The organism is Streptomyces sp. CB01201, from assembly GCF_002803085.1.
In the GTDB taxonomy this organism is placed as follows: Bacteria; Actinomycetota; Actinomycetes; order Streptomycetales; family Streptomycetaceae; genus Streptomyces; species Streptomyces hundungensis.
In genome coordinates, this window is record NZ_NNBJ01000017.1 from 101,333 (window position 1) to 127,950 (window position 26,618).

The window sequence follows — 26,618 nt, forward strand, 5'->3', positions numbered from 1 at the left end:
GCTACTTCTTGCCCGCCCCGCCCAGGATCTGACCCAGGATGTCTCCGAGGCCGCCCGTGTTCGCCCCGGCGGCCGGACCCGCCGCGCCCGGCCCGGTACCCGGCGCGGCACCGGGGGCGGCACCCGAAGCCGAGGGCCTCGATGCCGCCCGCTTCGTGAGCACGGCCAGCGCGACCGGGAGCAGGACCTCCAGCGCCTTGGCCACCGTGGCCGGCGGCAGGCCCGTCTTCTTGGCCACGGCGTTCGCCACCGGACGGGCCACCTTCGCCAGGACGCCGGCCGCGAGACCACCGCTCAGCATGCCGCCGAGGCCGCCGCCCAGCGTGGCCACGCCCTGCAAGGGGGCCTCCTCCGGCGGTGCCTCCGCAACCGCCTGGCGGACCTCCTCCTGGGTGTCCGGGGGCAGCCCGCCCGACAGCGCGGACATCGTCGTACCGACCACGTCCTGCGCGCCCGCCGCGTCCGTGCCGAGCAGCCCGGCGATCTGCTGGAGTCCGTCGTCGCCCAGCTCGTCCATGACGTCCTGGTGGAAGGACCGCTGCGAGGACCCGCCGTCAGGAGTGGGGGAGGGATTGTCGCTCATGCACCAAACGCTACGTTCGCCCCGCTCCGTCGGCATGTCGAGCGGCGCGGTGAGCGGTCGCGGGGCTTCCGGAAAAATTACCGCTCGCAGTCGTACAACCCTTCCGGGGTGACGGAGGTCTTAAGGGCGTCAGTGCTTCAGGGGAGGGATCCGGGGGGATTTCGGGAAGCGCTGACGGGGAGGGAAATCGAGGGGCCCGGTCGACGGACCGGGCCCCCTTGACTTCGGCCACGCATGCGGCCATGCATCCGGCCGCGCATGCGGCCTTGAATGCGGCGGGCCGGGCCCGCGCGATACCGCCGACGGCTGCTGCCGCACCCCGACTCCCGTGCGCCGCAACCGGGTTGTCCGGGCTGTCAGTGCGGGGCGGTAGCGTCGGGGCATGTCCAGTCTCACGGGTGTGGCGGTGGTGGAGGGGGTCCTTGAGCGGATCACGTACGCCAATGAGGAGAGCGGCTACACCGTCGCGCGGGTCGACACCGGCCGGGGCGGCAACGACCTGCTCACCGTGGTCGGCTCGCTGCTCGGCGCGCAGCCGGGGGAGTCGCTGCGGATGGAGGGGCGTTGGGGCTCCCACCCGCAGTACGGCAAGCAGTTCACCGTCGAGAACTACACGACCGTCCTGCCCGCCACCATCCAGGGCATCCGGCGCTACCTCGGCTCCGGCCTGATCAAGGGCATCGGCCCGGTCTTCGCCGACCGCATCACCCAGCACTTCGGCGCCGACACCCTCGACATCATCGAGCAGGAGCCGGGGCGGCTGATCGAGGTCCCGGGGCTCGGCCCCAAGCGGACCAAGAAGATCGCCGCCGCGTGGGAGGAGCAGAAGGCCATCAAGGAGGTCATGGTCTTCCTCCAGGGCGTCGGCGTCTCCACCTCCATCGCCGTGCGCATCTACAAGAAGTACGAGGACGCGTCGATCTCGGTCGTCAAGAACCAGCCCTACCGGCTGGCCGCCGACGTCTGGGGCATCGGGTTCCTCACCGCCGACAAGATCGCCCAGGCCGTCGGCATCCCGCACGACAGCCCGGAGCGCGTGAAGGCGGGCCTGCAGTACGCGCTGTCCCAGTCCACCGACCAGGGGCACTGCTTCCTGCCCGAGGAGCGCCTGATCGCGGACGCGGTGAAGCTGCTCCAGGTCGACACCGGCCTCGTCATCGAGTGTCTGGCCGAACTCATCGCCGAGGAGGGGGCCGTACGCGAGAAGGTCCCGGGGCCCGACGGGGGCGAGCCCGTCGCCGCCGTCTACCTCGTGCCGTTCCACCGCGCGGAGCTGTCGCTGGCCGCCCAGGTCGGCCGGCTGCTGCGGACCGGCGAGGACCGGATGCCGTCCTTCGCCGGGGTCGACTGGGACAAGGCGCTCGGCTGGCTGGCCACCCGCACCGGCGCCGAGCTGGCCCCCGAGCAGCAGGAGGCCGTGAAGCTGGCGCTGACCAGCAAGGTCGCCGTGCTCACCGGCGGCCCGGGCTGCGGCAAGTCCTTCACCGTCCGCTCGGTGGTGGAGCTGGCCCGCGCCAAGAAGGCCAAGGTCGTGCTCGCCGCGCCGGCCGGGCGGGCCGCCAAGCGCCTGGCCGAGCTGACCGGAGCCGAGGCCTCCACCGTGCACCGCCTGCTCGAACTGAAGCCGGGAGGGGACGCGGCGTACGACAAGGACCGGCCGCTGGACGCGGACCTGGTCGTCGTCGACGAGGCCTCCATGCTCGACCTGCTCCTCGCCAACAAGCTGGTCAAGGCGGTGGCACCGGGCGCCCATCTGCTGATGGTGGGAGATGTCGACCAGCTGCCCTCGGTCGGCGCCGGTGAGGTGCTGCGCGATCTGCTCGCCGAGGGCGGCCCCGTCCCCCGCGTGCGGCTGACCCGGATCTTCCGGCAGGCCCAGCAGTCCGGCGTCGTCACCAACGCCCACCGCATCAACTCCGGCTCCCAGCCGCTCACTTCGGGCCTGGACGACTTCTTCCTGTTCGTCGAGGACGAGACGGAGGACGCGGGGCGTCTCACCGTCGACGTGGCGGCCCGGCGCATCCCGGCGAAGTTCGGGCTCGACCCGCGCCGCGACATCCAGGTCCTCGCCCCCATGCACCGGGGCCCGGCCGGAGCCGGCGCCCTCAACGGCCTGCTCCAGCAGGCGATCACGCCCGCCCGGCCCGACCTGCCGGAGAAAAGGTTCGGTGGAAGGGTGTTCCGCGTCGGCGACAAGGTCACCCAGATTCGCAACAATTACGAGAAGGGCAAGAACGGCGTCTTCAACGGCACCGTCGGCGTGGTCACCGCGCTCAACCTCGACGACCAGCGCCTGACGGTCCTGACGGACGAGGACGAGGAGGTGCCGTACGAGTTCGACGAGCTGGACGAGCTGTCCCACGCCTACGCCGTGACGATCCACCGCTCCCAGGGCAGCGAGTACCCGGCCGTCGTCATCCCGGTCACCACCAGCGCCTGGATGATGCTCCAGCGCAATCTGCTCTACACGGCGGTGACCCGGGCCAAGAAGCTCGTCGTCCTGGTGGGGTCCCGCAAGGCGATCGGCCAGGCGGTCCGTACCGTTTCCGCAGGCAGGCGCTTTACCGCACTCGCTCACAGACTGGCAGGGGGCACTTTGGTGTGAAACCCCACCCCGGACTTTCCTAACCGGGGCGAAGGGGGCAGGATGAGCAGGTTGACGGCACTGAGTGCCGTGAATAAGCCCAATGGGCGACCCCGAGTGCACTCTGCTGAGCCAAATGGGGGATGGTAGAGACAGTCAGGGCACCTCGAAGAAGAGGCACTACGTCGGTGAGGGATGACGTGAGCGAGAACGCGAACAACGCTGTAGTACTGCGGTTCGGCGATGGCGAGTACACCTACCCGGTGATCGACAGCACCGTCGGCGACAAGGGCTTCGACATCGGGAAGCTCCGAGCCCAGACCGGACTGGTCACCCTCGACAGCGGATACGGCAATACCGCCGCCTATAAATCCGCCATTACCTACCTGGACGGCGAGCAGGGCATCCTGCGCTACCGCGGGTACCCGATCGAGCAGCTGGCGGAGCGCTCGACCTTCGTCGAGGTCGCGTACCTGCTGATCAACGGCGAGCTTCCGACCGTCGACGAGCTTTCCAGCTTCAAGAGCGAGATCACCGGGCACACGCTGCTCCACGAGGACGTGAAGCGGTTCTTCGACGGCTTCCCGCGTGACGCCCACCCGATGGCGATGCTGTCGTCCGTGGTCTCCGCGCTGTCCACGTTCTACCAGGACAGCCACAACCCGTTCGACGAGAAGCAGCGCCACCTGTCCACGATCCGGCTGCTCGCCAAGCTGCCCACGATCGCGGCGTACGCGTACAAGAAGTCGATCGGCCACCCCTTCGTCTACCCGCGCAACGACCTCGGCTACGTCGAGAACTTCCTGCGCATGACGTTCTCGGTGCCGGCCCAGGAGTACGAGCTGGACCCGGTCGTCGTCTCGGCGCTGGACAAGCTGCTCATCCTGCACGCGGACCACGAGCAGAACTGTTCGACCTCCACCGTGCGTCTGGTCGGCTCCTCGCAGGCGAACATGTTCGCCTCGATCTCGGCCGGCATCAGCGCCCTGTGGGGCCCCCTGCACGGTGGCGCCAACCAGTCGGTCCTGGAGATGCTGGAAGGCATCCAGGCCAACGGCGGCGACGTGGACTCCTTCATCCGCAAGGTGAAGAACAAGGAGGACGGCGTCCGCCTGATGGGCTTCGGCCACCGGGTGTACAAGTCCTTCGACCCGCGCGCGAAGATCATCAAGGCCGCCGCGCACGATGTCCTCTCGGCCCTCGGCAAGTCCGACGAGCTGCTCGACATCGCGCTGAAGCTGGAAGAGCACGCGCTGAGCGACGACTACTTCGTCTCGCGCAACCTGTACCCGAACGTGGACTTCTACACGGGTCTGATCTACCGCGCCATGGGCTTCCCGACCGAGATGTTCACGGTCCTCTTCGCCCTCGGCCGTCTGCCGGGCTGGATCGCCCAGTGGCACGAGATGATCAAGGAGCCCGGCTCCCGCATCGGCCGCCCGCGCCAGATCTACACGGGTGAGGTCCTTCGCGACTTCGTGCCGGTCGAGGGTCGCTGACCCGAGGCCTGCTGCAAGCTTCCCCAGGCCTTCGGCGAGCTTCCGCGGGCCTGCCGCAAGCTTCCGTAAGTCGGAAAGCGCCCCGCTGCCAATCCCCCCACGGGTTGGCAGTCGGGGCGCTTCCCTGTTTCCCGGTGCGGATTCCCCCCACGGGATCCGGCCGGGGGTCTAGGCGGTCTGCCGGGGTACGTACCTGTCGGGTGGGCCGCTCAAAGCTCCCGACGTACGTGCCCCGGCCAACGCGTTGCCTGGAACGTCCCCCAAGACATTCCATGGACGTCCCCCAAGACATCCGCGGCATCGCACACTTAGACTCCCGACCCCTCCCGATGGTTACCTCAAAACCTCTGTGATCTAGATCTCTTTGTGGAGGTCAGGTGAAGGAACGCAACCGTAGGCTGTTGGTTACCACGAACACGGACGAGAGCGCCATAGCCGCGCCCGCGATCATCGGATTCAGCAGGCCCGCGGCGGCCAGCGGGACCGCGGCCATGTTGTAGCCGAATGCCCAGAAAAGGTTGCCTTTGATGGTGGCCAGGGTGCGCCGGGACAACCGGATCGCATCCGCGACAACCCGCAGGTCACCGCGGACGAGCGTGAGATCGGCCGCCTCGATCGCGGCGTCCGTGCCGGTCCCCATGGCAAAACCCAGATCGGCGATGGCGAGGGCGGCCGCGTCGTTGACGCCATCGCCGACCATCGCGACCGTACGGCCCTGTCCCCGAAGGCGCTCGACGACCGCGGCCTTGTCCTCGGGCCGGACCTCCGCGTACACGGCGTCGGCCGCGATGCCGACCTCCGCGGCCACCGAGAGGGCGGCCGTGCGGTGGTCGCCGGTGAGCAGTACGGGGGTCAGCCCGAGTGCGCGCAGCCGGGCGACGGCCTCGGCGCTCGTCTCCTTCACGGTGTCCGACACGGCGAGGACGCCCCGGGCCACCCCGTCCCAGGCGACCGTGACGGCCGTACTCCCCTGGGCCTCGGCGGTGCTCCTGGCCTCGGCGAGCCCGGGCGGCAGCTCCAGCTCGCGGTCCCGGCCCACGTACACCCGGTGGCCCTCCACGACCCCCTCCACGCCCCGGCCCGGCAGTGCGCGGAAGTCTTCGGCGTCGGGCAGGGCGCCGGCCCGGTCCTCGGCGCCGGACGCGATCGCGCGGGCGATGGGGTGCTCCGAGGCGTGCTCCAAGGCCCCGGCCAGGCGCAGGAGTTGCTTCTCCTCGATGCCGTCGGCGGTGTGGACCTCGGTCAGGCTCATACGTCCCGTGGTGACCGTGCCCGTCTTGTCCAGGACGACGGTGTCCACGCGGCGGGTCGATTCGAGTACCTCCGGACCCTTGATCAGGATGCCGAGCTGGGCGCCGCGTCCGGTGCCGACCATCAGCGCGGTCGGAGTGGCCAGACCGAGCGCGCACGGGCAGGCGATGATCAGTACGGCGACGGCCGCGGTGAAGGCGGCGGTGGCGTCGCCGGTGGCGAGCAGCCGGCCGGCCAGGGTGGCCGCCGCGATCAGGAACACCACCGGCACGAAGACGCCCGCGACGCGGTCCGCGAGGCGCTGCGCCTGGGCCTTGCCGTTCTGGGCGTCCTCCACCAAGCGCCCCATGCGGGCGAGTTGGGTGTCCGCGCCGATCCGGGTCGCCTCGACGATCAGACGACCGCCGGCGTTCACCGTGGCGCCGGTGACGGAGTCGCCCACGCCCACGTCCACCGGGACGGCCTCGCCGGTCAGCATCGAGGCGTCGACCGCGGAGGCGCCCTCGACGACGGTGCCGTCCGTGGCGATCTTCTCCCCGGGGCGTACGACGAAATGGTCATCGGTACGCAACTGGTCTACGGGAACGCGTAGTTCGGTCCCTTCGCGCAGTACGGCGACGTCCTTGGCGCCCAGCTCCATCAGGGCGCGCAGGGCGGCCCCGGACTTCCGCTTGGCGCGGGCCTCCAGGTGGCGGCCGAGCAGGATGAACGTGACGACTCCGGCGGCCACTTCGAGGTAGATGGTTCCCGCGCCGTCCCCGCGTCCGGTGCCGAAGCTGAACCCGTGCCGCATGCCCGGCATGCCTGCGGTCCCGAAGAACAGCGCCCACAGCGACCAGCCGAACGCGGCGAGGGTGCCGGTGGAGACCAGGGTGTCCATCGTGGCGGCGCCGTGCCGCAGGTTGGTCCATGCGGCGCGGTGGAAGGGGAGGCCGCCCCAGATGACGGCCGGGGCGGCGAGGGTGAGGGAGAGCCACTGCCAGTTGTCGAACTGGAGCGGGGGGATCATCGCCAGCGCGACGACGGGCGCGGAGAGGAGGGCCGTGATCCTCAGCCGCGTCCTCAGGGTGGCCGGGGCCCCTGCCTGCCCCTGCGGGGTGCCCTGCCCCTGCGGGGGGTGCTGCCCCTGCGGGGTGCTGCTCGGCGTCGGCGTCTGCGGATCGGTGGCTGCCGGGGCTCCGCCCCGGACCCCGTTCGCGCCTGAAGGGCGCTCGTCCTCAAACGCCGGACGGGCTGAGGTGGGTTGCCGTTCGGGCGGGGTGGGTTGCTGCCCGTCTGGGGTGGGTTGCCGTTCGGCCGGGGTGGGTTGCCGCCCGTCTGGGGTGGGTTGCCGCCCGTCTGGGGTGGACTGCTGCCCGTCTGGGGTGGGTTGCCGTTCGGGCGGGGTGGGTTGCTGCCCGTCTGGGGTGGGTTGCCGCCCGTCTGGGGTGGACTGCTGCCCGTCTGGGGTGGGTTGCCGTTCGGGCGGGGTGGGTTGCCGGCCGTCTGGGGTGGGTTGCCGTGCGAACGGCGTGGGTTGGCGCTCGGCCGTATAGCCCGTTTTCACCACCATGGCGATCACGTCGTCGACGTCCACCCCCTCGCCGAAGGCAACCCGCGCCTTCTCCGTCGCGTAGTTGACCGTCGCCGTCACCCCCGGCATCCGGTTCAGCTTCTTCTCGATGCGGGACGCGCACGCCGCGCAGGTCATCCCGCCGATGGCGAGTTCGATGCGCTGGGCGGGGTCGGGGGTCTGCACGGGGGGCTCCAGAAAGCGGGCCGGGCCGCACGGCGCCGGCGGGTAGCCGGGCGGGTGCGGCCCGAGGGGTGAGCGAGGGGACGCGCTCCGGTCAGGCGAGGCCGACCAGTTCGTAGCCCGCCTCGTCGACGGCCGCGCGGACCGCTTCCTCGTCGAGTGGGGCGGCCGAGATCACGGTGACCTCGCCGGTGGCGGCGACGGCCTTGACCGAGCCGACGCCCGCGATCTCGGAGATCTCGCCGGACACCGCGCCCTCGCAGTGCCCGCAGCTCATGCCGGAGACCTTGTAGACGGTGGTGACGGTGCCCACCTGGACGTCGGCGGCTCCGCCGTCGTGGCAGCCACCGGCGGGCGAGCAGCAGGAACCGGTCGCGGCGACGGTGGTCTCGGTCTCGGCGGTCATGGCGTTCTCCTCTTCACGGGCGTACGGATCCATGGTGCATGAGGGGGCCAAGGGGAGGCCGGGCCGCCCTCACGTTCCCCAGGTTATACCCCTAGGGGGTATCACGCGACCGTCGTGGCCGCGGCCGGGGGCGTTTCGTGGTGTCAACGACGCGATCGCCGCCCCCGGTGCGCCCCCTCTCAATCGCGGCGGCCCCGGTTGCCTGGGCGGCGGGCGACCCAGGCGCGGATCGTGTCCGCGAACCAATAGGGCTTGCCGTTCTCCACGAGGTCCGGGGCCGGAAGGAGTCCGTGTTTGCGATAGGAGCGCACGGTGTCGGGCTGTACCCGGATGTGCGCGGCGATTTCCTTGTAGGACCAGAGCCTTCGGTCGGTCATGTAAGGCACCTCCCTGCGTGCGTCGCAGCGGCGGCCGGACGGTCGTCGGGGGAGCTGCGGCGCGAGCGCTTGGCGATCACTCAGCCTGTGCCCGTTGAACGACAGAGAGTGAGGCTCGGGGGCCTCCTGTCGACCGCCTGTGACGCAAGACCCGCGTAATCGAGACATGTGTGACGGGAGGGAGATCGTTGTGACGTGCGTGACGAAAAGGGCGGTTGGTGCAAACGAGTGAACGCCCCCTCCGCCCGGCGGGGCCGAGGGGGCGCCCAGGAGTGCGTCAGGCCCCGCAGGAGCGCAGGAAGGCCCGGGTGCGCTCGGCGATGGGCAGCGGCTTGCCGGGGTCGCACGGGTACATGTCCTGCTCCACGATCGCGAAGAGGTCGACGTCCAGGGCCTGCGCCGCGGCCAGCACCGGTTCGAGCGCCGGCACCCCCCGCGGCGGCTCGCACATCACGCCCCGCGCGACGGCCGGCCCGAACGGCGTTCCCTCCGCGCGGACTTGGGCCAGCACCTCTGGGTCCACCTGCTTGAGGTGGAGGTAGCCGATCCGCTCCCCGTACGTCTCGATCAGCTTGACGCTGTCGCCGCCGCAGTACGCGTAGTGCCCGGTGTCCAGGCACAGCGAGACCAGGTCGGAGTCCGTGGCGTGCAGGAAGCGGGCCACGTTCTCCTCGCTGTCGATGTGGGTGTCGGCATGCGGGTGCACGACCACGCGCAGGCCGTACCGGTCCCGCACCTCGCGGGCCAGACGCTCGGTCTGACCGGCGAGATCGCGCCACTGCGCGGCGGTCAGCGTGCTGCTCTCCAGGACCTCGCCGCTCTTGTCGTCACGCCAGAAGGACGGGATGACGACGAGGTGGCCGGCGCCGGTGGCCCGGGTGAGGGCGGCCACCTCCGCGACGTGCGCCCAGGTCTCCTCCCACACCGCCGGGCCGTGGTGCAGGCCGGTGAAGACGGTCCCCGCCGAGACCCGCAGGTTCCGTGCGGCGGTCTCCTCGGCGAGGCGCGCCGGGTCGGTGGGCAGATAGCCGTACGGTCCGAGTTCGATCCACTCGTAGCCCGCGCTCGCGACCTCGTCGAGGAAGCGCCGCCAGGGGACTTGGCGAGGGTCGTCGGGGAACCAGACGCCCCAGGAGTCGGGGGCCGAACCGATCCGGATGCGGGTCTTCGCCGTCGTCATGGAGCCAGCCTTCCGGGGGCCCGGGAGGGGTGTCAAGGCAACGTCCGAATGTAAGGACAAAAGATTGACAGGGGTGGGAGCGTACGGCTAGACCTGGGGTCACCGGCGGTCCGGCGGTCCGGCGGTCCGGCGTTCCGGTGCTCCGGTGCTCCGCGATCAACAACCCGGCGATCAGTGACCCAGCTGTCCGACCGTTCGACCGTTCGACCGCCCGGCTGTCCGGCCGTCCGGTTGTCCGGTCGGCGATCCGAGGGGATGTGCATGGACGACGTGCCGTACGACCTGATCACGATGGGCCGGATCGGGGTCGACCTCTATCCGTTGCAGAGCGGGGTGTCGCTCGCGGAGGTCGGCTCGTTCGGGAAGTTCCTCGGCGGCTCGCCCTCCAACGTGGCCGTCGCCGGGGCCCGGCTCGGCCGCCGTGTCGCCGTCGTCACGCGTACCGGGCGCGATCCGTTCGGGGACTATCTCCGGGCGGAGCTGGGCCGGTTCGGGGTGGACGCGCGCTGGGTCACCCCCGTGGACGGGCTGCCCACGCCGGTCACCTTCTGCGAGGTGTTCCCGCCGGACCACTTCCCGCTGTACTTCTACCGGCTGCCCAAGGCACCCGATCTGGAGCTGTGGGAAGGGGAGTTGGACCTCGCCGCGATCCGGGCGGCGCGGATCTTCTGGGTCACCGGGACGGGGCTGTGCGCGCAGCCGAGCCGGGCGACGACGCTGGCCGCGCTGCGGGTGCGGGGCGCCGCATCCCGGGCCGCCGGCGGCGCTCGCTCCTGCACCGTCCTCGACCTCGACTGGCGGCCCGTGTTCTGGGCGGATCCCGCCGAAGCCCGGGCCCACTACCGCGAGGCCCTGGCCCATGCCACCGTCGCCGTCGGGAACATCGACGAGTGCGAGGCCGCCACGGGGGAGCGCGAACCCCGCGCCGCCGCCGATGCGCTGCTGAGGGCCGGGGTCGAGCTCGCCGTCGTCAAACAGGGCCCCGAGGGAGTGCTCGCCGTGCACCGGGACGGGACCGTGGCCGAGGTGGCGCCGGTGCCGGTCGACGTGGTCAACGGGCTCGGAGCGGGGGACGCGTTCGGCGGGGCGCTCTGCCACGGGCTGCTCGCCGGGTGGGAGCTCGAACGCGTCATGCGGTACGCCAACGCCGCCGGGGCCATCGTCGCGTCCCGGCTCGCCTGTTCCGCCGCCATGCCCTTCCCCGCCGAGGTCGAGCACGTCCTGGAAGGGGGCCGCGCATGAGCGCGGTCCTCGGGCCCGGCGGGCTCGCGGCGATCCGGGCCCGCCACCCCGAGGCCGTCGCCGAGGCCGCCGCCCGCCGGGTGCGCAGACCGCTGCTCCGGGGCGACGGCGGGCGGCTGATGGTGATCGCCGCCGACCATCCGGCCCGGGGCGCGCTCGGTGTCGGCGGCGACGGGCTGGCCATGGCCGACCGGGGCGAGCTGCTCGACCGGCTCCGGCTCGCCCTGTCGCGGCCCGGCGTCGACGGCGTACTCGCGGGTGCCGACGTCCTGGAGGACCTGCTGCTGCTCGGCGCCCTCGACGACAAGGTCGTCATCGGCTCCATGAACCGCGGCGGCCTGGCCGGCGCCGCCTTCGAGCTCGACGACCGCTTCACCGGCCACCGCGCCCAGGACCTGGAGCGGCTCCGCTTCGACGCGGGCAAACTGCTGCTGCGCATCGACTACCAGGACCCGGGCTCGCTCGACACCCTGCACACCGCCGCCCGCGCCGTCGACGCGATGGCGGAGCGCCAACTCCCTTTGTTCATAGAGCCGTTCATCTGCCACCGGCGCAACGGCAGGGTGTCGCACGACCTCTCGGCCGAGGCCGTCACCCGGTCCGTCGCCATCGCCTCCGGCCTCGGCGGCACCTCCGCGTACACCTGGCTGAAGGTGCCCGTGACCGAGAACCCGGACGACATGGCCAAGGTCATGGCCACCAGTACGCTGCCCGCGGTGCTGCTCGGCGGCGACACGGCGGGCGACCAGGACGCCGCCTTCGAGAAGTGGCGCGGGGCGCTGCAACTGCCCACCGTGCAGGGCTTGGTCGCGGGGCGACCGCTGCTCTATCCGGCCGACGGCGATGTGGCGGCTGCCGTCGATACCGCCGTCGGGCTGCTGTAGCGGGTGGAGCGGGTGGAGCGGGTGGAGCGGGTGGAGGGTGGAGGGTGGAGGGTAGGGATCGGATCATGGATCACCAGGAACTGCACGTACGGGCCGGGACTGCGGGCCGCGACGCGTACGCCCTCGACATCGGCCCGGCGCGCGACGCCCCGCACCACACGACCCCGCACCACTCGTCCCCGCGCTACTCGTCCCTGCGGGTCCTCGACCTGCCGCCCGGCGGCTCGCACCTGCTGGCCGCCGGGGACAGCGAGTGGCTCGTGGTGCCGCTCGGCGGCGGCTGCACGGTGCGCACCGAAGGGCTCGACCTCGAACTGACCGGGCGCACGGGTGTGTTCGAGGGGCCCACCGACTTCGCCTACGTTCCGCGAGACGCGGACGCCCTGATCACCTCCGGCGCGGGAGGCCGCTTCGCCCTGGCAGGAGCGCGGTGCGAGCGACGACTCCCCGCTCGCCGCGGCCCCGCGCCGGAGGTACCCGTCGAGGCCCGGGGTTCGGGCAACTGCGCCCGTACGGTGCGCAACTTCGCCGCCGCGGACGCCTTCGCCTGCGACCGTCTGATCGCCGTGGAGGTGATCACGCCGGGCGGCAACTGGTCCTCGTACCCGCCGCACAAGCACGACGAGCACGTGCCGGGCCGGGAGAGCGAGCTGGAGGAGATCTACTACTTCGCGTTCGAGCGCCCTGGCGGCTACGGCTACCACCGGATCTCGCCGTCCCGCGCGGGCGGCGCCGAGCTGCTCGCCGAGGTCCGCTCCGGCGACGCGGTGCTGGTGCCGGACGGCTGGCACGGGCCGTCCATCGCCCAGCCGGGCAACGCCATGTACTACCTGAACGTGATGGCGGGGCCGGGGCCCGAGCGGGAGTGGAAGATCTCCTTCCACCCCGACCACGTGGAGGGATACCAGTGACCGGTACGACGCGCCGCCTCACCACCGCCCAGGCCCTGATCGCCTTCCTGGCCCGCCAGCACACCGCGTGCGACGGCGTCAACCACCGCCTGATCGCGGCGACTTGGGGCATCTTCGGGCACGGGAACGTCGCCGGGATCGGGCAGGCGCTGCTCGAAGCCGGGCCGGACGCCATGCCCTTCCACCAGGGCCGCAACGAGCAGGCCATGGTGCACGCCGCCGTCGGCTACGCCCGCCAGACGTCCCGGCTCTCCACCCACGCGGTGACCACCTCGATCGGTCCCGGCGCCACCAATCTCGTCACCGGCGCGGCCCTGGCCACCGTCAACCACCTGCCGGTGCTCCTGCTGCCCGGTGACACCTTCGCCACCCGGCCCGCGGATCCCGTCCTCCAGCAGCTCGAAGTCCCCTACGCCGGCGATGTGTCGGTCAACGACTGCCTGCGCCCGGTCTCCCGCTACTTCGACCGGATCAGCCGCCCCGAGGCGCTCCTGACGGCCGCCCCGAACGCGATGAGCGTCCTGACCGACCCGGCGAACACCGGCGCGGTCACGCTCGCGCTGCCGCAGGACGTCCAGGCCGAGGCGTACGACTGGCCCGAGGAGTTCTTCCGGGAACGGGTCTGGCGGGTGCGGGCGCCCGCCGTGGATCCCGAGGAACTGGCCTTCGCCGCACGCGAGTTGAGGTCGGCCCGGCGGCCGCTGATCGTCGCGGGCGGCGGGGTGCGGCACGCCCGTGCGCAGGACGTGCTCGGCGCACTCGCCGAGGACACCGGCATCCCGGTCGCGAGCACTCAGGCCGGCAAGGGCGCGCTGCCGCACGACCACCCCCAGGACGTCGGCGGCATCGGCCACACCGGCACCGCCACCGCCGACGAACTCGCCGGGACCGCCGATGTGGTGCTCGGCGTCGGCACCCGCTGGACCGACTTCACCACCGCCTCGTCCACCCTCTTCCAGAACCCGGACGTCCGCTTCCTCAACCTCAATGTCCGCCCCGCCGACGCGCACAAGGTGGGCGGCCGCCAACTGGTCGGCGACGCCCGCACCGGGCTCGCCGCGCTGCGCGACGCCCTGAAGGGTCACCGCGTGGCCGCCGACTACGAGGCCGGGTGCGCGCGCCTGAAGGCCGCGTGGGAGGTGCGCGTGAGCGCCGCCTACGCGCCCGGATCCGACGACGTGCGCCCCACGCAGGCCCAAGTCCTCGGCGTACTCGACACGTTGGTCACCGGGGACGACATCCTGATCAACGCGGCCGGCTCGCTCCCCGGCGACCTGCACAAGCTGTGGCGGACCCGCTCGCGCGACCAGTACCACGTCGAATACGGCTACTCCTGCATGGGCTACGAGATCCCCGCGGCGATCGGAGTAGCCCTCGCGGCGCCCGGCCGGCCCGTCTGGGCCCTGGTCGGCGACGGTACGTATCTCATGAACCCCACCGAAATCGTCACCGCGGTGCAGGAGAACCTCCCCATCAAGGTGGTGATCCTCCAGAACCATGGGTACGCCTCGATCGGCGGGCTCTCGGACGCGGTGGGGGGTGAGCGGTTCGGCACGGCCTACCGGTTCCGGGCGCCGGACGGCAGCTTCGGCGGAGCGCCGCTGCCGGTCGACCTGGCGGCCAACGCGGCCTCGCTCGGGATGCGGGTGCTGCGCGCCGAAACCGTGCGTGACCTGCGGGAAGCCCTCGGGCAGGCGCGCCGCTCGGACGTGCCTACATGTGTCTACGTGGAGACCGAAACGCCCGACACAGTGTCGGGCCCGCCCCCGGCCCAGGCGTGGTGGGATGTGCCCGTGGCCGAGACCGCGACCCGCACGTCGGCGGTCACGGCCCGCGAGGAGTACGAACGGCACGTCACCGCCCGACGCCGCCATCTGTGAAGGAGCACTTGGACATGACGAAGACCGTCCACCACTGGATCGGTGGCAAGACCGTCGAAGGCACGTCGGGCAACTTCGGCCCGGTGACCGACCCCGCGACCGGCGAGGTCACCACGCAGGTCGCCTTCGCCTCGGCCGAGGAGGTGGACCAGGCCGTCGCCATCGCCAAGGCGGCGTACGCGACCTGGGGCACGTCCTCGCTGGCGCAGCGCACCACGGTGCTCTTCAAGTTCCGCGCGCTGCTCGACGCGAACCGGGACGCCATCGCCGAGCTGATCACCGCCGAGCACGGCAAGGTGCACTCGGACGCGCTCGGCGAGGTCGCCCGCGGTCTGGAGATCGTCGACCTGGCCTGCGGCATCACCACCCAGCTCAAGGGCGAGCTGTCCACCCAGGTCTCCAGCCGGGTGGACGTGGCCTCCATCCGCCAGCCGCTGGGCGTGGTCGCGGGCATCACGCCGTTCAACTTCCCGGCGATGGTGCCGATGTGGATGTTCCCGCTCGCCATCGCGTGCGGCAACACCTTCATCCTGAAGCCGTCGGAGAAGGACCCGTCGGCCTCGATGAAGATCGCCGAGCTGCTCGCCGAGGCGGGGCTTCCCGAGGGCGTCTTCACCGTCCTGCACGGCGACAAGGTCGCTGTCGACGGGCTGCTGGCCCACCCGGACGTGGCCGCCGTCTCCTTCGTCGGCTCCACGCCCATCGCCCGGCACATCCACACCACCGCCTCCGCCAACGGCAAGCGGGTGCAGGCGCTCGGCGGCGCCAAGAACCACATGCTGGTGCTGCCGGACGCCGACCTGGACGCGGCGGCCGACGCCGCCGTCTCGGCCGCCTACGGTTCGGCCGGCGAGCGCTGCATGGCGATCTCCGCGGTCGTCGCGGTGGGCGCGATCGGCGACGAGCTGGTGGAGAAGATCCGCGAGCGCGCCGAGAAGATCAAGATCGGCCCCGGCAACGACCCGGCCTCCGAGATGGGCCCGCTGATCACCGCGGCCCACCGCGACAAGGTGGCCTCGTACGTGAAGGGCGCCGCGGCCCAGGGCTCCACGGTCGTCCTCGACGGCTCCGACTACACCGTCGACGGCTTCGAGAACGGCCACTGGATCGGCCTGTCCCTCCTGGACCACGTGCCGACCACCGCCGACGCCTACCGCGACGAGATCTTCGGCCCGGTCCTGTGCGTGCTGCGCGCCGAGACGTACGAGGAGGGCCTGGCGCTGATCAACGCGTCCCCCTTCGGCAACGGCACCGCGATCTTCACCCGCGACGGCGGCGCGGCCCGCCGCTTCCAGCTGGAGGTCGAGGCCGGCATGGTCGGCGTGAACGTGCCGATCCCGGTGCCGGTGGGCTACCACTCCTTCGGCGGCTGGAAGGACTCGCTCTTCGGCGACCACCACATCTACGGCAACGACGGCACGCACTTCTACACCCGCGGCAAGGTCGTCACCACCCGCTGGCCCGACCCGGCCGACGGCCCCTCCGGCGTCGACCTGGGCTTCCCGACGTCTCGTTAATGCCTGACGCCCAACAGGCACCCCAAACGCAGACCCCCGGCCATCCCTCACCGGCCGGGGGTTCCTGCTGTTCGGGCACCGCGTTCACTCGGGTGCCTGGCTGTACCGTTCCAAGGTCGCCTTGCTGGTGGACCGATCCACTAGCCGCAGTTCCCACGGCCCCGTGTTCACGTCGAAGTCTTTGCCGAACCCGACCCACTTCCCGGCCATGCGTCGGTCGGTCGGCTCCACCAAGAGCTGAATGGCCCCGTGGTACCTGGCCCCGTTGTAGTAGCCGTCAGCGGCCGTCTGCTCCACCCACGACCCCGTGACCACGTTGCGGTCCACGGTGAGATCCAGGGTCAGCGGGCTGTCCGGGTTCGTGCTCGCGCCCGGGAGTGACTGAGCCGTCAGCCGGTTCCCGTGCTGGACGATCACTACGTAGTGCTTGGCCTCGTACGTCTCCGAGCGGCTGGACGAGTAGAACTCGTAGCGGCTGAGCCACACCCCAGAGAACGACTCGTCACCCGGCTGAGTAGCTGTCTGAGCGCCCACCACGGCGGAGGTGACGCCTCCTGTCCCTGCATCCATGTCGTGCCCTCCTGTCCCGTCTGCGTGCACCCGAGCCATCGGCACGGGCAGCGTGAACCCCAGGGCCTCGACGGGACGGCCTGTGACCCGCTCCAACGCCCGCGAGTAGACACCCCGGGGGGTCTTGCTCGTGCCGGACTCCCAGCGCTGCACCAGCCGCTTGGAAGCCTCGTTCGGCTCTCCCAGTTCTTGCCCGGCCCGGCGCAGGGCCCTGGCCAAGTCGTCTTGGCTTAAGCGCAGGCCGATACGCACGGCCCGCAGCACATCATTCGGCACCACGGCGGTCGTCGTCATGACGTCAAAGCTAGACCGAACGCCTGCCCAATGACACCCAATTGACGCCCTTGGAGGCGTCATTGACGCCTAGCGAGTGACGCCCACGCGACGCCCGAAACGTCGTCGTTCCGACCGCCCGGCGGCGCGAGCATCGTTCCACCAACCGACCAGGCAGCGGAAGGCAAACGATGACCATGACCGTCCGGGTGTCTCACGACTCCGGCCAGACATTCGGCTCTCGGGTGATCCACCCCAGCAACAGTGCCGAGAAGCCGTTGACGCCCATGGCCTCCGCCGCCTGGCCGCCCTGCAAGTGTCCCCGATGCTCCGCAACGACCAGGAAGGCACAACTGTGACGATCACCCTGACCAGGCCGGTCACGACCAAGCTGATCTCCCCCCGCCTGTCTGCCCGCCTCATTGCGGACGTGCGGAAGATCCGGCCCGGCATGACCGACGACGAGGGGGAGCGCGGCGTCTACGCCATGCTCGGCTACCTCACCGCGTGCGCCACCACCACGGCGCCGCTGGCCCCCTCGAAGGCCGTGGACGACTTCTGGCACGCCTTCGTGCTCCGGACGACCGACTACGCCGTGTTCTCCAACCGTCTCGCGGGCCGGTTCCTCCACCACGTCCCCGACGGCGAGCCGGACGGCGACAAGGACGACAAGGACATGCACACGCTCGGCCGGACCCTCGCGGCCGTCAAGGCGGCCGGGTTCCACATCGACCCCGCGTTCTGGCCCATCAACGCGGCTGGCGACTGCTCGCAGTGCCACGCTGGCTGCACCGACAGCCCCGTCGGCGGCAAGTAGCCTCCCCGCCCTAGCGGGCGGTGGCCAGCTCCACCCAGTCGCCCAGCCGCCCGGTTCCCCATGCCGGGCGGCTGGGCCCGTGAACGAGAACGGAACCGAAGTGTCTGACACACGTAGCGCTGCCTGGGACGAGTATGCGAAGACCAAGCCCCAAAGGCGCGAGACGAACGCCCGGGGCGAAACTACCTGGTTCAACTGGACTCAGTACGCCGACCACGGCCCCGGGGCCGACGTGCTGAACCTCAAGGCCGGGGACAGTGTGCTCGACCTCGGGTGCGGGTCCGGTGGGAACCTCGCCCACCTCGCCACCCTGGGTATGAAAGCTGTGGGTATCGACCTGTCCCCGAAGCAGCTCGACAAGGCCCGCGAACGGTGGCCCGACGTGGACGGCATGGAAGTCCACAGGGGTGACGCCGTGACGTTCCTCGGAGAGACATTCACGATCTTCGACGCCGTGTTCAGCGTCTTTGGCGCCGCGTGGTTCACCGACCCTGCCCTACTGCTGCCGGTCGTTCACGCGAACCTCAAGCCTGGGGGAGTGTTCGCCTTCTCCCAGCGTCCCCCTGTCGAAGGCTGCTACGGCTGTCAGGCGTCGTACATCCCACGTGGTGAGGACGAGGACCCCGCCATCGTCAAGCGGTGGGACTACGAGCCCGAGATTTGGTGCTCGCTCCTCAAGGAGTACGGCTTCCCCGACGTGACCGCGACCGTCCTACCGACCTCCAAGAACGACAAGCGCACCATGGGAACGCTCTTGGTCCGCGCGGTACGCGGAGACCAGTCGCGACTGTTCTGAGCCACCCCCACCGCACACGGCCCCACCAGCACGCCTCCGGCCGGTGGAACCGCCCTGTGTCGAGTCGAGACGCGTCCCGCACCGATAGCCGACATACGTCCGGGTCACCCGGGTACGGCCCCGCCCGGCTTGCCCTCGCCTGTGGATCGGGCGCGCTGAGAGCCGCCCTCGGTCCAGGTGGGCGGCTGAGCGGGCGTCGGCGCGTCCACACCGCGGAAAGTTACGGACAAACTTCGGCACCCGCGCTGCGGTTCCCGCACACCCCGACTGTCCTGCCTTGACGCGCCCTTAACGCCGAATACCGGTGACGGACCCTTCCGGATCTTCGGATTCCGCAGGTAACCCCCTATTGACCTGCGGTTCTCCGAAGGATTGCATATCGGCACCCGGGAGCCGCCGAATATTCACCAGCCCGCCTACGGAGGCGATACCGCTCCCGCGCATCGGAACCGCACCAGTCGATCGGAACCGCACGATGACGGAAACGCTCAGCGCCCCCCAGGCGCTCGCCCCCGCGACCGGCCCCACCCCGCAGAAGCTCAAGCGTTCCATCGGCGTCGTGGGCGGCACCCTCCTCACGCTGTCGTGCGTGACGCCCGCCTCCACCCTGTTCGTCGTCGTGCCCGACCTCTTCTCCACGCTCGGCACCTACACCGCGCTCACCATCGCGATCGGCTCGCTGCTCTGTATCGGCGTCGCCTTCTGCTACTCGGAGCTGGGCACGCTCATCCCGAGTGCGGGCGGCGAATACGCCATGGTGTCCACGATGGCGGGACGGCTCGCGGGCTGGCTGGTGTTCGTGCTCTCGCTGCTGGTCGTGATGATCGTGCCGCCCGTCATCGCGATGGGCACCGCCGACTACCTCGCCCCGATCGTGCACATACCGGCCCCCGCCGCGGGCGCCGGCGTCATGCTGCTCGCCACCCTGGCCGGCCTGCTCGACCTCCGCGCCAACGCCTGGATCACCGGCATCTTCCTCGTCCTTGAGGTCATCGCCGCCGGAGTGGTCGCGGTGCTCGGCTTCGCCCACAGCGAGCGCGGCGCCTCGGCGCTCGTGCACGGCTCGGTCGCCGGTGACGGCGGGGCGCCCTCGACGGTCACCGCGATGATGGTGATCTCGGGCCTCGCCATCGCCCTCTTCATCACCCAGGGCTTCTCGACCGCCGTCTACCTCTCGGAGGAGCTGGAGCACCCGCGGCGCAATGTCGCCCGCACCGTGCTCGCCACCCTCGCCATCTCAACTGCCGTGATCCTGGTGCCCGTTGTCGCCATCACCCTCGGCGCCCCGGACCTCGCCGCCCTCACCAGCGGCAACCTCAGCGACATGGTGACCGCCTGGTCCAACTCCGCGGTCGGCACCTTCGTCAGCCTCTGCGTCGCGCTCGCCATCATCAACGCGGGCATCGTGATGGTCATCCAGAACTCCCGGGTCCTGTTCGCCTCCGCCCGCGACAAGGCCTGGCCCGAGCCCGTCAACCGGGGCCTGTCCCGGCTCGGCCGGTTCGGCTCCCCGTGGGTGGCCACCCTGCTCGTCGGCGTCCCCGGCGCGGCCCTCTGCTTCGTCAAGCTCGACACCCTCTACGGTGTCACCGGCGTCTCGGTGACCGCGATGTACCTGCTCGTCGCCGTGGCCGCCCTGCTGTGCCGGCGCGGCGCGCACAAGCACACCGCTGCCTGGCGGATGCCGCTGTGGCCCGCGGTGCCGGTCCTGCTCATCGCCGTACTCGCCTACATCCTGACCCAGCAGGAGACCGAGTACCTGGTGTGGACCGGCGGCATCACCGCCGTCGCCACCCTGTACTGGGCGCTGTACCTGCGGCCGCGCCGCGACACCCGCTGGCTGGTCAGCATCCCCGAGGACAGTCACGTCTGAGCCGTTGCCTAGGGTGGTGCCATGACTCTCGAACATGGCACCTACTGCGACGAACTCGTCCGTCAGGCAACCGAGTTGAGGTCCCACCTGTCCGGTGCGGACCTCTCCGCGACCGTGCCCACCTGCCCGGACTGGACCCTGCGGGAGCTGGCCGTGCACGTCGGCGGGGCACACCGCTGGGTCGAGCACATCGTGCGCACCCGCGCGACGAGCATGGTCAAGCCGGGGGAAGTGCCCGACGCCGGCGGCCCCGAGAGCGACGATCCGGCCGCCCTGGACGCCTGGCTCGCCGAGAGCGCCGAACGCTGCGCCGCCGCCCTGCGCGAGGCCGGGCCCGACCTGAAGGTGTGGTCCTGGATGGGCGACACCACCACCTCGTTCTGGTCGCGCCGGATGACCCACGAGACCGCCGTGCACCGCGCGGACGCGGCCGGCACGGTGGGCGCGCCCTACGCGCTGCCCGCCGATGTGGCGGCCGACGGCATCGACGAGTGGCTCGACATCATCACCTTCGTCCAGGCGTTCAAGAAGGACGAAGCCCCGCTCGGTGAGCCCGGCCAGTCCCTGCACCTGCACGCCACGGACGCCCCCGAGGCGGAGTGGTTCATCGAGATCGGTGACGAGGGCTTCACCTGGCGGCGCGCCCACGCGAAGGCGACGGTCGCGCTGCGCGGGCCCCTCGCGGACGTGCTGCGCGTCTTCTACCGGCGCCTGCCCGTCGACTCCCCGTCCGTCGAGATCCTCGGCGAGCCGGCCGTCCTCGACCACTGGCTGACGACGACCGCCTTCGGCTGAGTGGGCCCCCTCCCGGAGCCCCCGGGGGCCACGGCCCCTGGGGGCTCCGCCCCCAGCCCCCCGTTCGCGCCTTAAGGGCGCTCGTCCTCAAACGCCGGACGGGCTGAGGGTGCCCGGTGCGGGCCAGCACCAAGGCCTTCAGGGTCACCTACAGGGGCGCGGGGCTGTGTCGTTGCGCGGCTCCGCCGCGGTGGGCGCGACCAACGGGGCGCTGAGTCACCTACAGGGGCGCGGGGAACTGCGCGACCAGCCACGCACGGTCCGCAGACGAAAACAGGGGGCCCGGGGCGGAGCCCCAGCGACCCGGCCCGAGCCGCACCCGGCCCGAGCCGCACCCGGCCCGAGCCGCACCCCGCGCACCGCACCCCGTACTCCCCCCGCGGTACGCGAACAGGCGCCCGTACTCCCCGGGTACAGCCCGCACTTCCACCCTGGGGCAGCATCGGTTGTCGGCGCGGGAGCATACCGTTGGGGGATGGAGATCAGCATGCGCAGACGCCGATGGCGGGTGGCCGCGGGGGCGGCGGCCCTCGTCGCCCTGGCCGGCGCCGGCGTCTGGAGTGCCGCCGGCGCCTCGGGTGCCCCCGCCGTGCACCGCGAGGACCGGGTGCTCGACATGCCCGGAGCGAAGATCGACACGTCGTTCTTCACCGCGGGCAGCCCCGACGACAGGCGGCCCGCCGTGCTGATCGGACACGGTTTCGGCGGCAGCAAGAAGGAAGTGCAGGGCCAGGCCGAGCAGCTCGCGCGCGACGGGTACGCCGTCATGACGTGGTCCGCGCGCGGCTTCGGCAAGTCCACCGGGCAGATCGGGCTCAACGACCCCGAGTTCGAGGTCAAGGACGTCTCGCGGCTCATCGACTGGCTCGCCGAGCGGCCCGAGGTGCGGCTGGACGGCGTGGGCGACCCGCGCGTCGGCGTGACCGGGGTGTCCTACGGCGGCGCGATCTCGCTGCTCGCCGCCGGATACGACAAGCGGGTCGACGCGATCGCCCCCGAGATGACGTACTGGAACCTGTCGGACGTCTTCTTCCCGGACGGGGTCTACAAGAAGCTCTGGGCCGGGATCTTCGTCTCCACGGCCGGCGGCTGCCAGAAGTTCGAGCCACAGATCTGCGCCATGTACAACAGGGTCGCGACCGCGGGGCAGCCCGATCAGGCGGCCGAGAAGCTCCTGGAGTCCAAGAGCCCCTCCGCCGTGGGCGACCGGATCAAGGTGCCCGCGCTGATCATGCAGGGCCAGACGGACTCGCTGTTCCCGCTCGGCCAGGCCGACGCCATGGCGCAGCGCATCACCGCCAACGGCGCCCCGGTCTCGGTGGACTGGGTCGCGGGCGGCCACGACGGCGGCGACCGCGAGACCGGCCGGACCCAGGCCCGCGTCACCCAGTGGTTCGACCGGTACCTGAAGGACGACAAGGGCGCCGACACCGGCCCCGCCTTCCGCGTCACCCGCACCGGCGGGGTCAACTCCACCGATGGGGCAGCCCAGTTGAGGGGCGCGAGCAGTGGGACGTACCCCGGCCTGGAGAGTGGGCGGCACACCGTCGCGCTGGCCGGGCGCGAGCAGAGCTTCGACAACCCGCCCGGTGGCGCACCGCCCGCCATCTCGGCGGTGCCCGGCCTCGGCGCGGGCCTGTCCGGCCTGTCCTCCCTCGGCGTCGGGCTCTCCCTCGACTTCCCCGGCCAGTACGCCAAGTTCGACTCGGCGCCCCTGACCACCGGGCTGCACGTCACCGGCTCGCCCACCGTGAAGCTCAAGGTGAAGTCGAGCGGCGACGACGCCGTGCTCTTCGGGAAGGTGTACGACGTCGGCCCCGACGGCAAGCAGCAGGTGCTGCCGGCCCAGCTCGTCGCCCCCGTCCGGGTCGCCGGCGCCAAGGACGGCAAGGCCGTCGAGCTGACGCTGCCCGCCGTCGACCACACCGTCGAGGCGGGCCACCGTCTCCGCCTGGTCGTGGCCGCCACCGACCTCGGCTTCGCCTCCCCGGCCGCGCCCGCCACCTACACCGTCTCCCTGGACGGCGACGGCCTGGCCGTGCCCACCGTGCCGGCCGCGCGGACCGCCTCGGCGGGCCTCGCCTGGTGGGTGTGGGGGCTGCCGCTGATCGGGGCCCTCGCCGGCGGAGCCCTCCTGATCACCCGGCGCACCCACACCCCCGCGCCCGATCCGGAGCTTGCCCAAGTGCCGCTCCAGATCACCGGCTTGACGAAGAAGTACGCCAAGTCCAGCGACCGGTATGCCGTGCGGGACCTGTCCTTCCGCGTCGAGAAGGGGCAGGTGCTCGGCCTGCTCGGGCCCAACGGCGCCGGCAAGACCACCACCCTGCGGATGCTCATGGGGCTCATCCGGCCCGACGGCGGCGAGATCCGGGTGTTCGGCCACGCCATCCGGCCGGGCTCCCCGGTCCTGTCCCGGGTCGGCGCGTTCGTCGAGGGCGCCGGCTTCCTGCCGCACCTGTCGGGCCGCGAGAACCTGGAGCTGTACTGGGCGGCGACCGGCCGCCCCGCCGGGGACTCCCGTATCGAGGAGGCCCTGGAGATCGCGGGCCTGGGCGACGCCCTCCAGCGTGCGGTGCGCACGTACTCGCAGGGCATGCGCCAGCGCCTCGCCATCGCCCAGGCCATGCTCGGCATGCCGGACCTGCTGATCCTCGACGAGCCGACCAACGGGCTCGACCCGCCGCAGATCCGCGAGATGCGGGACGTGATGATCCGGTACGCGGAGGGCGGCCGCACCGTGATCGTCTCCAGCCACCTGCTCTCCGAGGTCGAGCAGTCCTGTACGCATCTGGTCGTGATGGACCGGGGCCGGCTCGTCCAGGCGGGCCCGGTCGCCGAGATCACCGGCGGGAGCGACACCCTGCTCGTCACGACGGTCGAGCCGGTCGCCGAGGCCGTCGTCGACAAGGTGGCCGTGCTGCCCGGCATCGGCTCGGCGCTGCGCACCGACGACGGCCTCCTGGTCCGGCTCGAAGGCGCCACCACCACCCAGCTCATCACCGAACTCCTGCGCCTGGACGTGCAGTTGACCGGTGTGGGCCCGCACCGCCGCCTGGAGGACGCCTTCCTCACCCTGATCGGAGGTTCCGCGTGAGCACCCTGATGGACACCCCGGCGGGCGAGACGGCCCCCGGCTACCGGGCCCGGCACACCCTGCCGCTGCGCGTCGAGGCCCGCCGGCAGCTGAAGCGCCGGCGCACCCTGGTGATGGGCGCGGTGCTCGGCGCGCTGCCGTTCGTCCTGATCGTCGCGTTCGCCATCGGCGGCAGTCCGAGCAGCCGCAACGGCCGCATCACCCTGATGGACACGGCGACCGCGTCCGGTGCCAACTTCGCCGCGACCTGCCTGTTCGTCTCGGCGGGCTTCCTGCTGGTGGTGCCCGTCGCACTGTTCTGCGGCGACACCGTGGCCTCCGAGGCGAGCTGGTCCTCGCTGCGCTATCTGCTGGCGGCGCCGGTGCCCCGGGCCCGGCTCCTGTGGTCGAAGCTGGCGGTGGCGCTCGGATTCAGCGCGGCGGCGATCGTGCTGCTGCCGGTGGTGGCGCTCGCGGCCGGGACCGCCGTCTACGGCTGGGGGCCGCTCCAGATCCCGACCGGCGGCTCGCTCGGCGCCGGGCAGGCCGTGGTGCGCCTGGCCATCGCGGTCGCCTTCGTCGTCGTGTCCCAACTGGTCACCGCGGCGCTCGCGTTCTGGCTCTCCACCCGCACGGACGCGCCGCTCGGCGCGGTCGGCGGAGCGGTCGGCCTGACCATCGTCGGCAACGTGCTGGACGCGGTGACGGCGCTCGGCGGCTGGCGGGACTTCCTGCCCGCGCACTGGCAGTTCGCCTGGGCCGACGCGCTCCAGCCGCACCTGGAGTGGGGCGGCATGCTCAAGGGCTCGGCGGTCTCCGTCGCCTACGCCCTGGTCCTCTTCGCCCTGGCCTTCCGCGGCTTCGCCCGCAAGGACATCGTGTCGTAGGCCCCGGGGGCGAAGGCTCCGTACGCGCGTCGGCCGCCTCCGGGCCCCGGGATCCGGGGTGCCCGCAGGCGGCCGACGGCGTACGGGTCGAGGCCCGGATCAGGCGGCGAGGAGCTTCTCGTAGCCGACGAGCCGCACGCACGCGGTGAGGCCGAGGATCGCCTGCTCCAGCTCCGCGAGGCCCGGGTAGCTGGGCGCGATGCGGATGGTGGCGTCCTTCGGGTCGCTGCCGTACGGGTGCGTCGCACCGGCCGGGGTCAGCACGACGCCCGCCTGCCCGGCGCGCGCCACGACCTCCTTGGCGCAGCCCTCGGGCACTTCGAGGGTGACGAAGTAGCCGCCCTTGGGGAGCGTCCAGCTCGCGAGGCCGGTGCCGCCCAGCTCGCTCTCCAGGATCCGCTGGACGGTCTCGAACTTGGGCTGGAGCAGCGCGCGCTGGCGCTCCATGTGGGCCCGTACGCCCGCCGCGTCCCGCAGGAACAGGACGTGACGCAGCTGGTTGACCTTGTCCGGCCCGATCGAGCGCTTGGAGCTGTTGGCGAGCAGCCACTGCACGTTGGCCGGCGAGGAGCCGAAGAAGGCGACGCCCGCGCCCGCGGCGGTGATCTTCGAGGTGGAGCCGAAGACGAACGCCCGGTCCGCGTGACCGGCCTCGGCACAGGCGCCGAGCAGGTCGGCGATCTCGGCGGGCTCGTCGGTGAGGTGGTGGGCGGCGTAGGCGTTGTCCCAGAAGACGCGGAAGTCGGGGGCCGCGGTCTCCATCCGGGCCAGCCGCTCCACCGTCTCGTCGCTGTAGCTGACGCCGCTCGGGTTGCTGTACTTCGGCACGCACCAGATGCCCTTGATGCCCGCGTCCTCGGCGACCAGACGCTCCACCACGTCCATGTCCGGGCCCGCGTCGGTCATCGGGACCGGGATCATCTCGATGCCGAACCGCTCGCACAGCGAGAAGTGCCGGTCGTAGCCGGGCACCGGGCACAGGAACGCGAGGCGCTCCTGGTCGACCCAGCGCGACTCGGCGCCGGGCAGGACGCTCAGCATCGCGTGCACCAGACAGTCGTGCATGAGCTCCAGGCTGGAGTTGCCCGCGGCGAGCAGCTGGCCGGCCGGCACCTGGAGCACCTCGGCGAATATCTCCCGGATCTCGGGGAGGCCCTGGAGACCGCCGTAGTTGCGTACGTCGGTTCCGTCGGCGGCGGTCCAGCGGCCGCCCGGCAGGCTGAGCAGGTCCTCGGAGAGGTCGAGCTGCTCGGGCGCGGGCTTGCCCCGGGTGAGGTCGAGCTTGAGACCGCGGGCCGCAAGCGCCTCGTAGTCCTGCCGGGCCTGGTCGAGCAGCCCGGCCAGGGCGTCGGAGGTCAGCTCGGTGGTCATGGTGTTTCCTCTCGCGGGGCCGCGCGGGCGTGGGACGGTTTGGGGTGGGTGCGCCGGGTCGAGCTTACAAAGAGCTGCCCGCGCACCGGACGACCGCCTGCCCCGGGGCCG

General features: G+C 71.5%; 20 protein-coding genes. 13 read left to right on the forward strand and 7 right to left on the reverse strand.

Annotated features, from left to right (window positions below):
• Window position 1 precedes the first annotated feature (1 nt).
• The gene (locus tag CG740_RS30210) at window positions 2–583 is read right to left on the reverse strand and encodes a DUF937 domain-containing protein (protein WP_100578454.1); all 582 of its coding nucleotides are present in this window, start codon (window positions 581–583) and stop codon (window positions 2–4) included.
• Window positions 584–965: 382 nt separating this feature from the next.
• On the opposite strand from CG740_RS30210, the gene recD2 reads away from it, so the two are divergent.
• The gene (gene recD2, locus CG740_RS30215) at window positions 966–3,188 is read left to right on the forward strand and encodes an SF1B family DNA helicase RecD2 (protein WP_100578455.1); all 2,223 of its coding nucleotides are present in this window, start codon (window positions 966–968) and stop codon (window positions 3,186–3,188) included.
• Between the two features lie 179 nt (window positions 3,189–3,367).
• On the forward strand, window positions 3,368–4,666 hold the full coding sequence (locus CG740_RS30220; protein ID WP_100578456.1) for a citrate synthase: 1,299 nt from the start codon (window positions 3,368–3,370) through the stop codon (window positions 4,664–4,666).
• Window positions 4,667–5,039: 373 nt separating this feature from the next.
• Here CG740_RS30220 and CG740_RS30225 read toward each other — a convergent pair whose 3' ends face one another.
• From CG740_RS30225 to CG740_RS30250, 4 genes are all read right to left on the reverse strand, one after another.
• Window positions 5,040–7,607, reverse strand: coding sequence for a heavy metal translocating P-type ATPase (locus tag CG740_RS30225; RefSeq protein WP_234376561.1), 2,568 nt, complete (start codon window positions 7,605–7,607; stop codon window positions 5,040–5,042).
• Between the two features lie 139 nt (window positions 7,608–7,746).
• The gene (locus CG740_RS30240; protein WP_100578457.1) at window positions 7,747–8,058 is read right to left on the reverse strand and encodes a heavy-metal-associated domain-containing protein; all 312 of its coding nucleotides are present in this window, start codon (window positions 8,056–8,058) and stop codon (window positions 7,747–7,749) included.
• Between the two features lie 179 nt (window positions 8,059–8,237).
• On the reverse strand, window positions 8,238–8,435 hold the full coding sequence (locus CG740_RS30245) for a helix-turn-helix transcriptional regulator (RefSeq protein ID WP_100578458.1): 198 nt from the start codon (window positions 8,433–8,435) through the stop codon (window positions 8,238–8,240).
• A 277-nt stretch (window positions 8,436–8,712) separates the two neighbouring features.
• A complete protein-coding gene (locus tag CG740_RS30250) occupies window positions 8,713–9,615 on the reverse strand; it encodes a sugar phosphate isomerase/epimerase family protein (protein ID WP_100578459.1) in 903 nt (300 codons plus the stop codon).
• 261 nt (window positions 9,616–9,876) lie between these two features.
• On the opposite strand from CG740_RS30250, the gene iolC reads away from it, so the two are divergent.
• The 5 genes from iolC to CG740_RS30275 all read left to right on the forward strand — a co-directional run bounded on the left by iolC (window position 9,877) and on the right by CG740_RS30275 (window position 16,049).
• Window positions 9,877–10,857: a 5-dehydro-2-deoxygluconokinase gene (gene iolC / locus CG740_RS30255; protein WP_100578460.1), complete on the forward strand. Its 981-nt coding sequence runs from the start codon at window positions 9,877–9,879 to the stop codon at window positions 10,855–10,857.
• Entirely contained in the window at window positions 10,854–11,741 is an 888-nt protein-coding gene (locus tag CG740_RS30260; protein WP_100578461.1) for a Cgl0159 family (beta/alpha)8-fold protein, read from the forward strand. The genes iolC and CG740_RS30260 overlap by 4 nt, the downstream gene beginning before the upstream one ends.
• 65 nt (window positions 11,742–11,806) lie before the next feature.
• On the forward strand, window positions 11,807–12,652 hold the full coding sequence (gene iolB / locus CG740_RS30265; protein ID WP_100578462.1) for a 5-deoxy-glucuronate isomerase: 846 nt from the start codon (window positions 11,807–11,809) through the stop codon (window positions 12,650–12,652).
• Window positions 12,643–14,532 carry a 3D-(3,5/4)-trihydroxycyclohexane-1,2-dione acylhydrolase (decyclizing) gene (gene iolD / locus CG740_RS30270; RefSeq protein WP_100578527.1) on the forward strand — a complete coding sequence of 630 codons (1,890 nt, stop codon included), beginning with the start codon at window positions 12,643–12,645 and terminating at the stop codon, window positions 14,530–14,532. Before iolB ends, iolD begins: the two co-directional genes overlap by 10 nt.
• Window positions 14,533–14,546: 14 nt before the next feature.
• A complete protein-coding gene (locus tag CG740_RS30275; protein WP_100578463.1) occupies window positions 14,547–16,049 on the forward strand; it encodes a CoA-acylating methylmalonate-semialdehyde dehydrogenase in 1,503 nt (500 codons plus the stop codon).
• 84 nt (window positions 16,050–16,133) lie between these two features.
• Here the strand turns inward: CG740_RS30275 and CG740_RS30280 are convergent, their stop codons facing one another.
• Complete coding sequence (locus tag CG740_RS30280) at window positions 16,134–16,913, reverse strand: helix-turn-helix domain-containing protein (RefSeq protein WP_100578464.1); 780 nt, start codon at window positions 16,911–16,913, stop codon at window positions 16,134–16,136.
• Between the two features lie 334 nt (window positions 16,914–17,247).
• Between CG740_RS30280 and CG740_RS30285 the strand changes: the two genes are divergently transcribed.
• The 6 genes from CG740_RS30285 (at window position 17,248) to CG740_RS30310 (ending at window position 25,136) form a co-directional block, all read left to right on the forward strand.
• On the forward strand, window positions 17,248–17,709 hold the full coding sequence (locus CG740_RS30285) for a glycine-rich domain-containing protein (protein ID WP_100578465.1): 462 nt from the start codon (window positions 17,248–17,250) through the stop codon (window positions 17,707–17,709).
• 79 nt (window positions 17,710–17,788) lie between these two features.
• Window positions 17,789–18,505, forward strand: a complete 717-nt coding sequence (locus tag CG740_RS30290) for a class I SAM-dependent methyltransferase (RefSeq protein WP_234376557.1) — start codon at window positions 17,789–17,791, stop codon at window positions 18,503–18,505.
• A gap of 475 nt (window positions 18,506–18,980) precedes the next feature.
• Window positions 18,981–20,378 (forward strand): APC family permease, encoded by a 1,398-nt coding sequence (locus tag CG740_RS30295; RefSeq protein WP_100578467.1) that lies wholly within the window; start codon window positions 18,981–18,983, stop codon window positions 20,376–20,378.
• 21 nt (window positions 20,379–20,399) lie between these two features.
• A complete protein-coding gene (locus CG740_RS30300; protein ID WP_100578468.1) occupies window positions 20,400–21,173 on the forward strand; it encodes a maleylpyruvate isomerase family mycothiol-dependent enzyme in 774 nt (257 codons plus the stop codon).
• Window positions 21,174–21,648: 475 nt separating this feature from the next.
• On the forward strand, window positions 21,649–24,270 hold the full coding sequence (locus CG740_RS30305; protein ID WP_100578469.1) for an alpha/beta fold hydrolase: 2,622 nt from the start codon (window positions 21,649–21,651) through the stop codon (window positions 24,268–24,270).
• Between the two features lie 8 nt (window positions 24,271–24,278).
• Window positions 24,279–25,136, forward strand: coding sequence for an ABC transporter permease (locus CG740_RS30310; protein WP_100578528.1), 858 nt, complete (start codon window positions 24,279–24,281; stop codon window positions 25,134–25,136).
• Window positions 25,137–25,235: 99 nt separating this feature from the next.
• Here CG740_RS30310 and CG740_RS30315 read toward each other — a convergent pair whose 3' ends face one another.
• Window positions 25,236–26,507 carry an aminotransferase class I/II-fold pyridoxal phosphate-dependent enzyme gene (locus CG740_RS30315; protein ID WP_100578470.1) on the reverse strand — a complete coding sequence of 424 codons (1,272 nt, stop codon included), beginning with the start codon at window positions 26,505–26,507 and terminating at the stop codon, window positions 25,236–25,238.
• Between the last annotated feature and the right edge of the window lie 111 nt (window positions 26,508–26,618).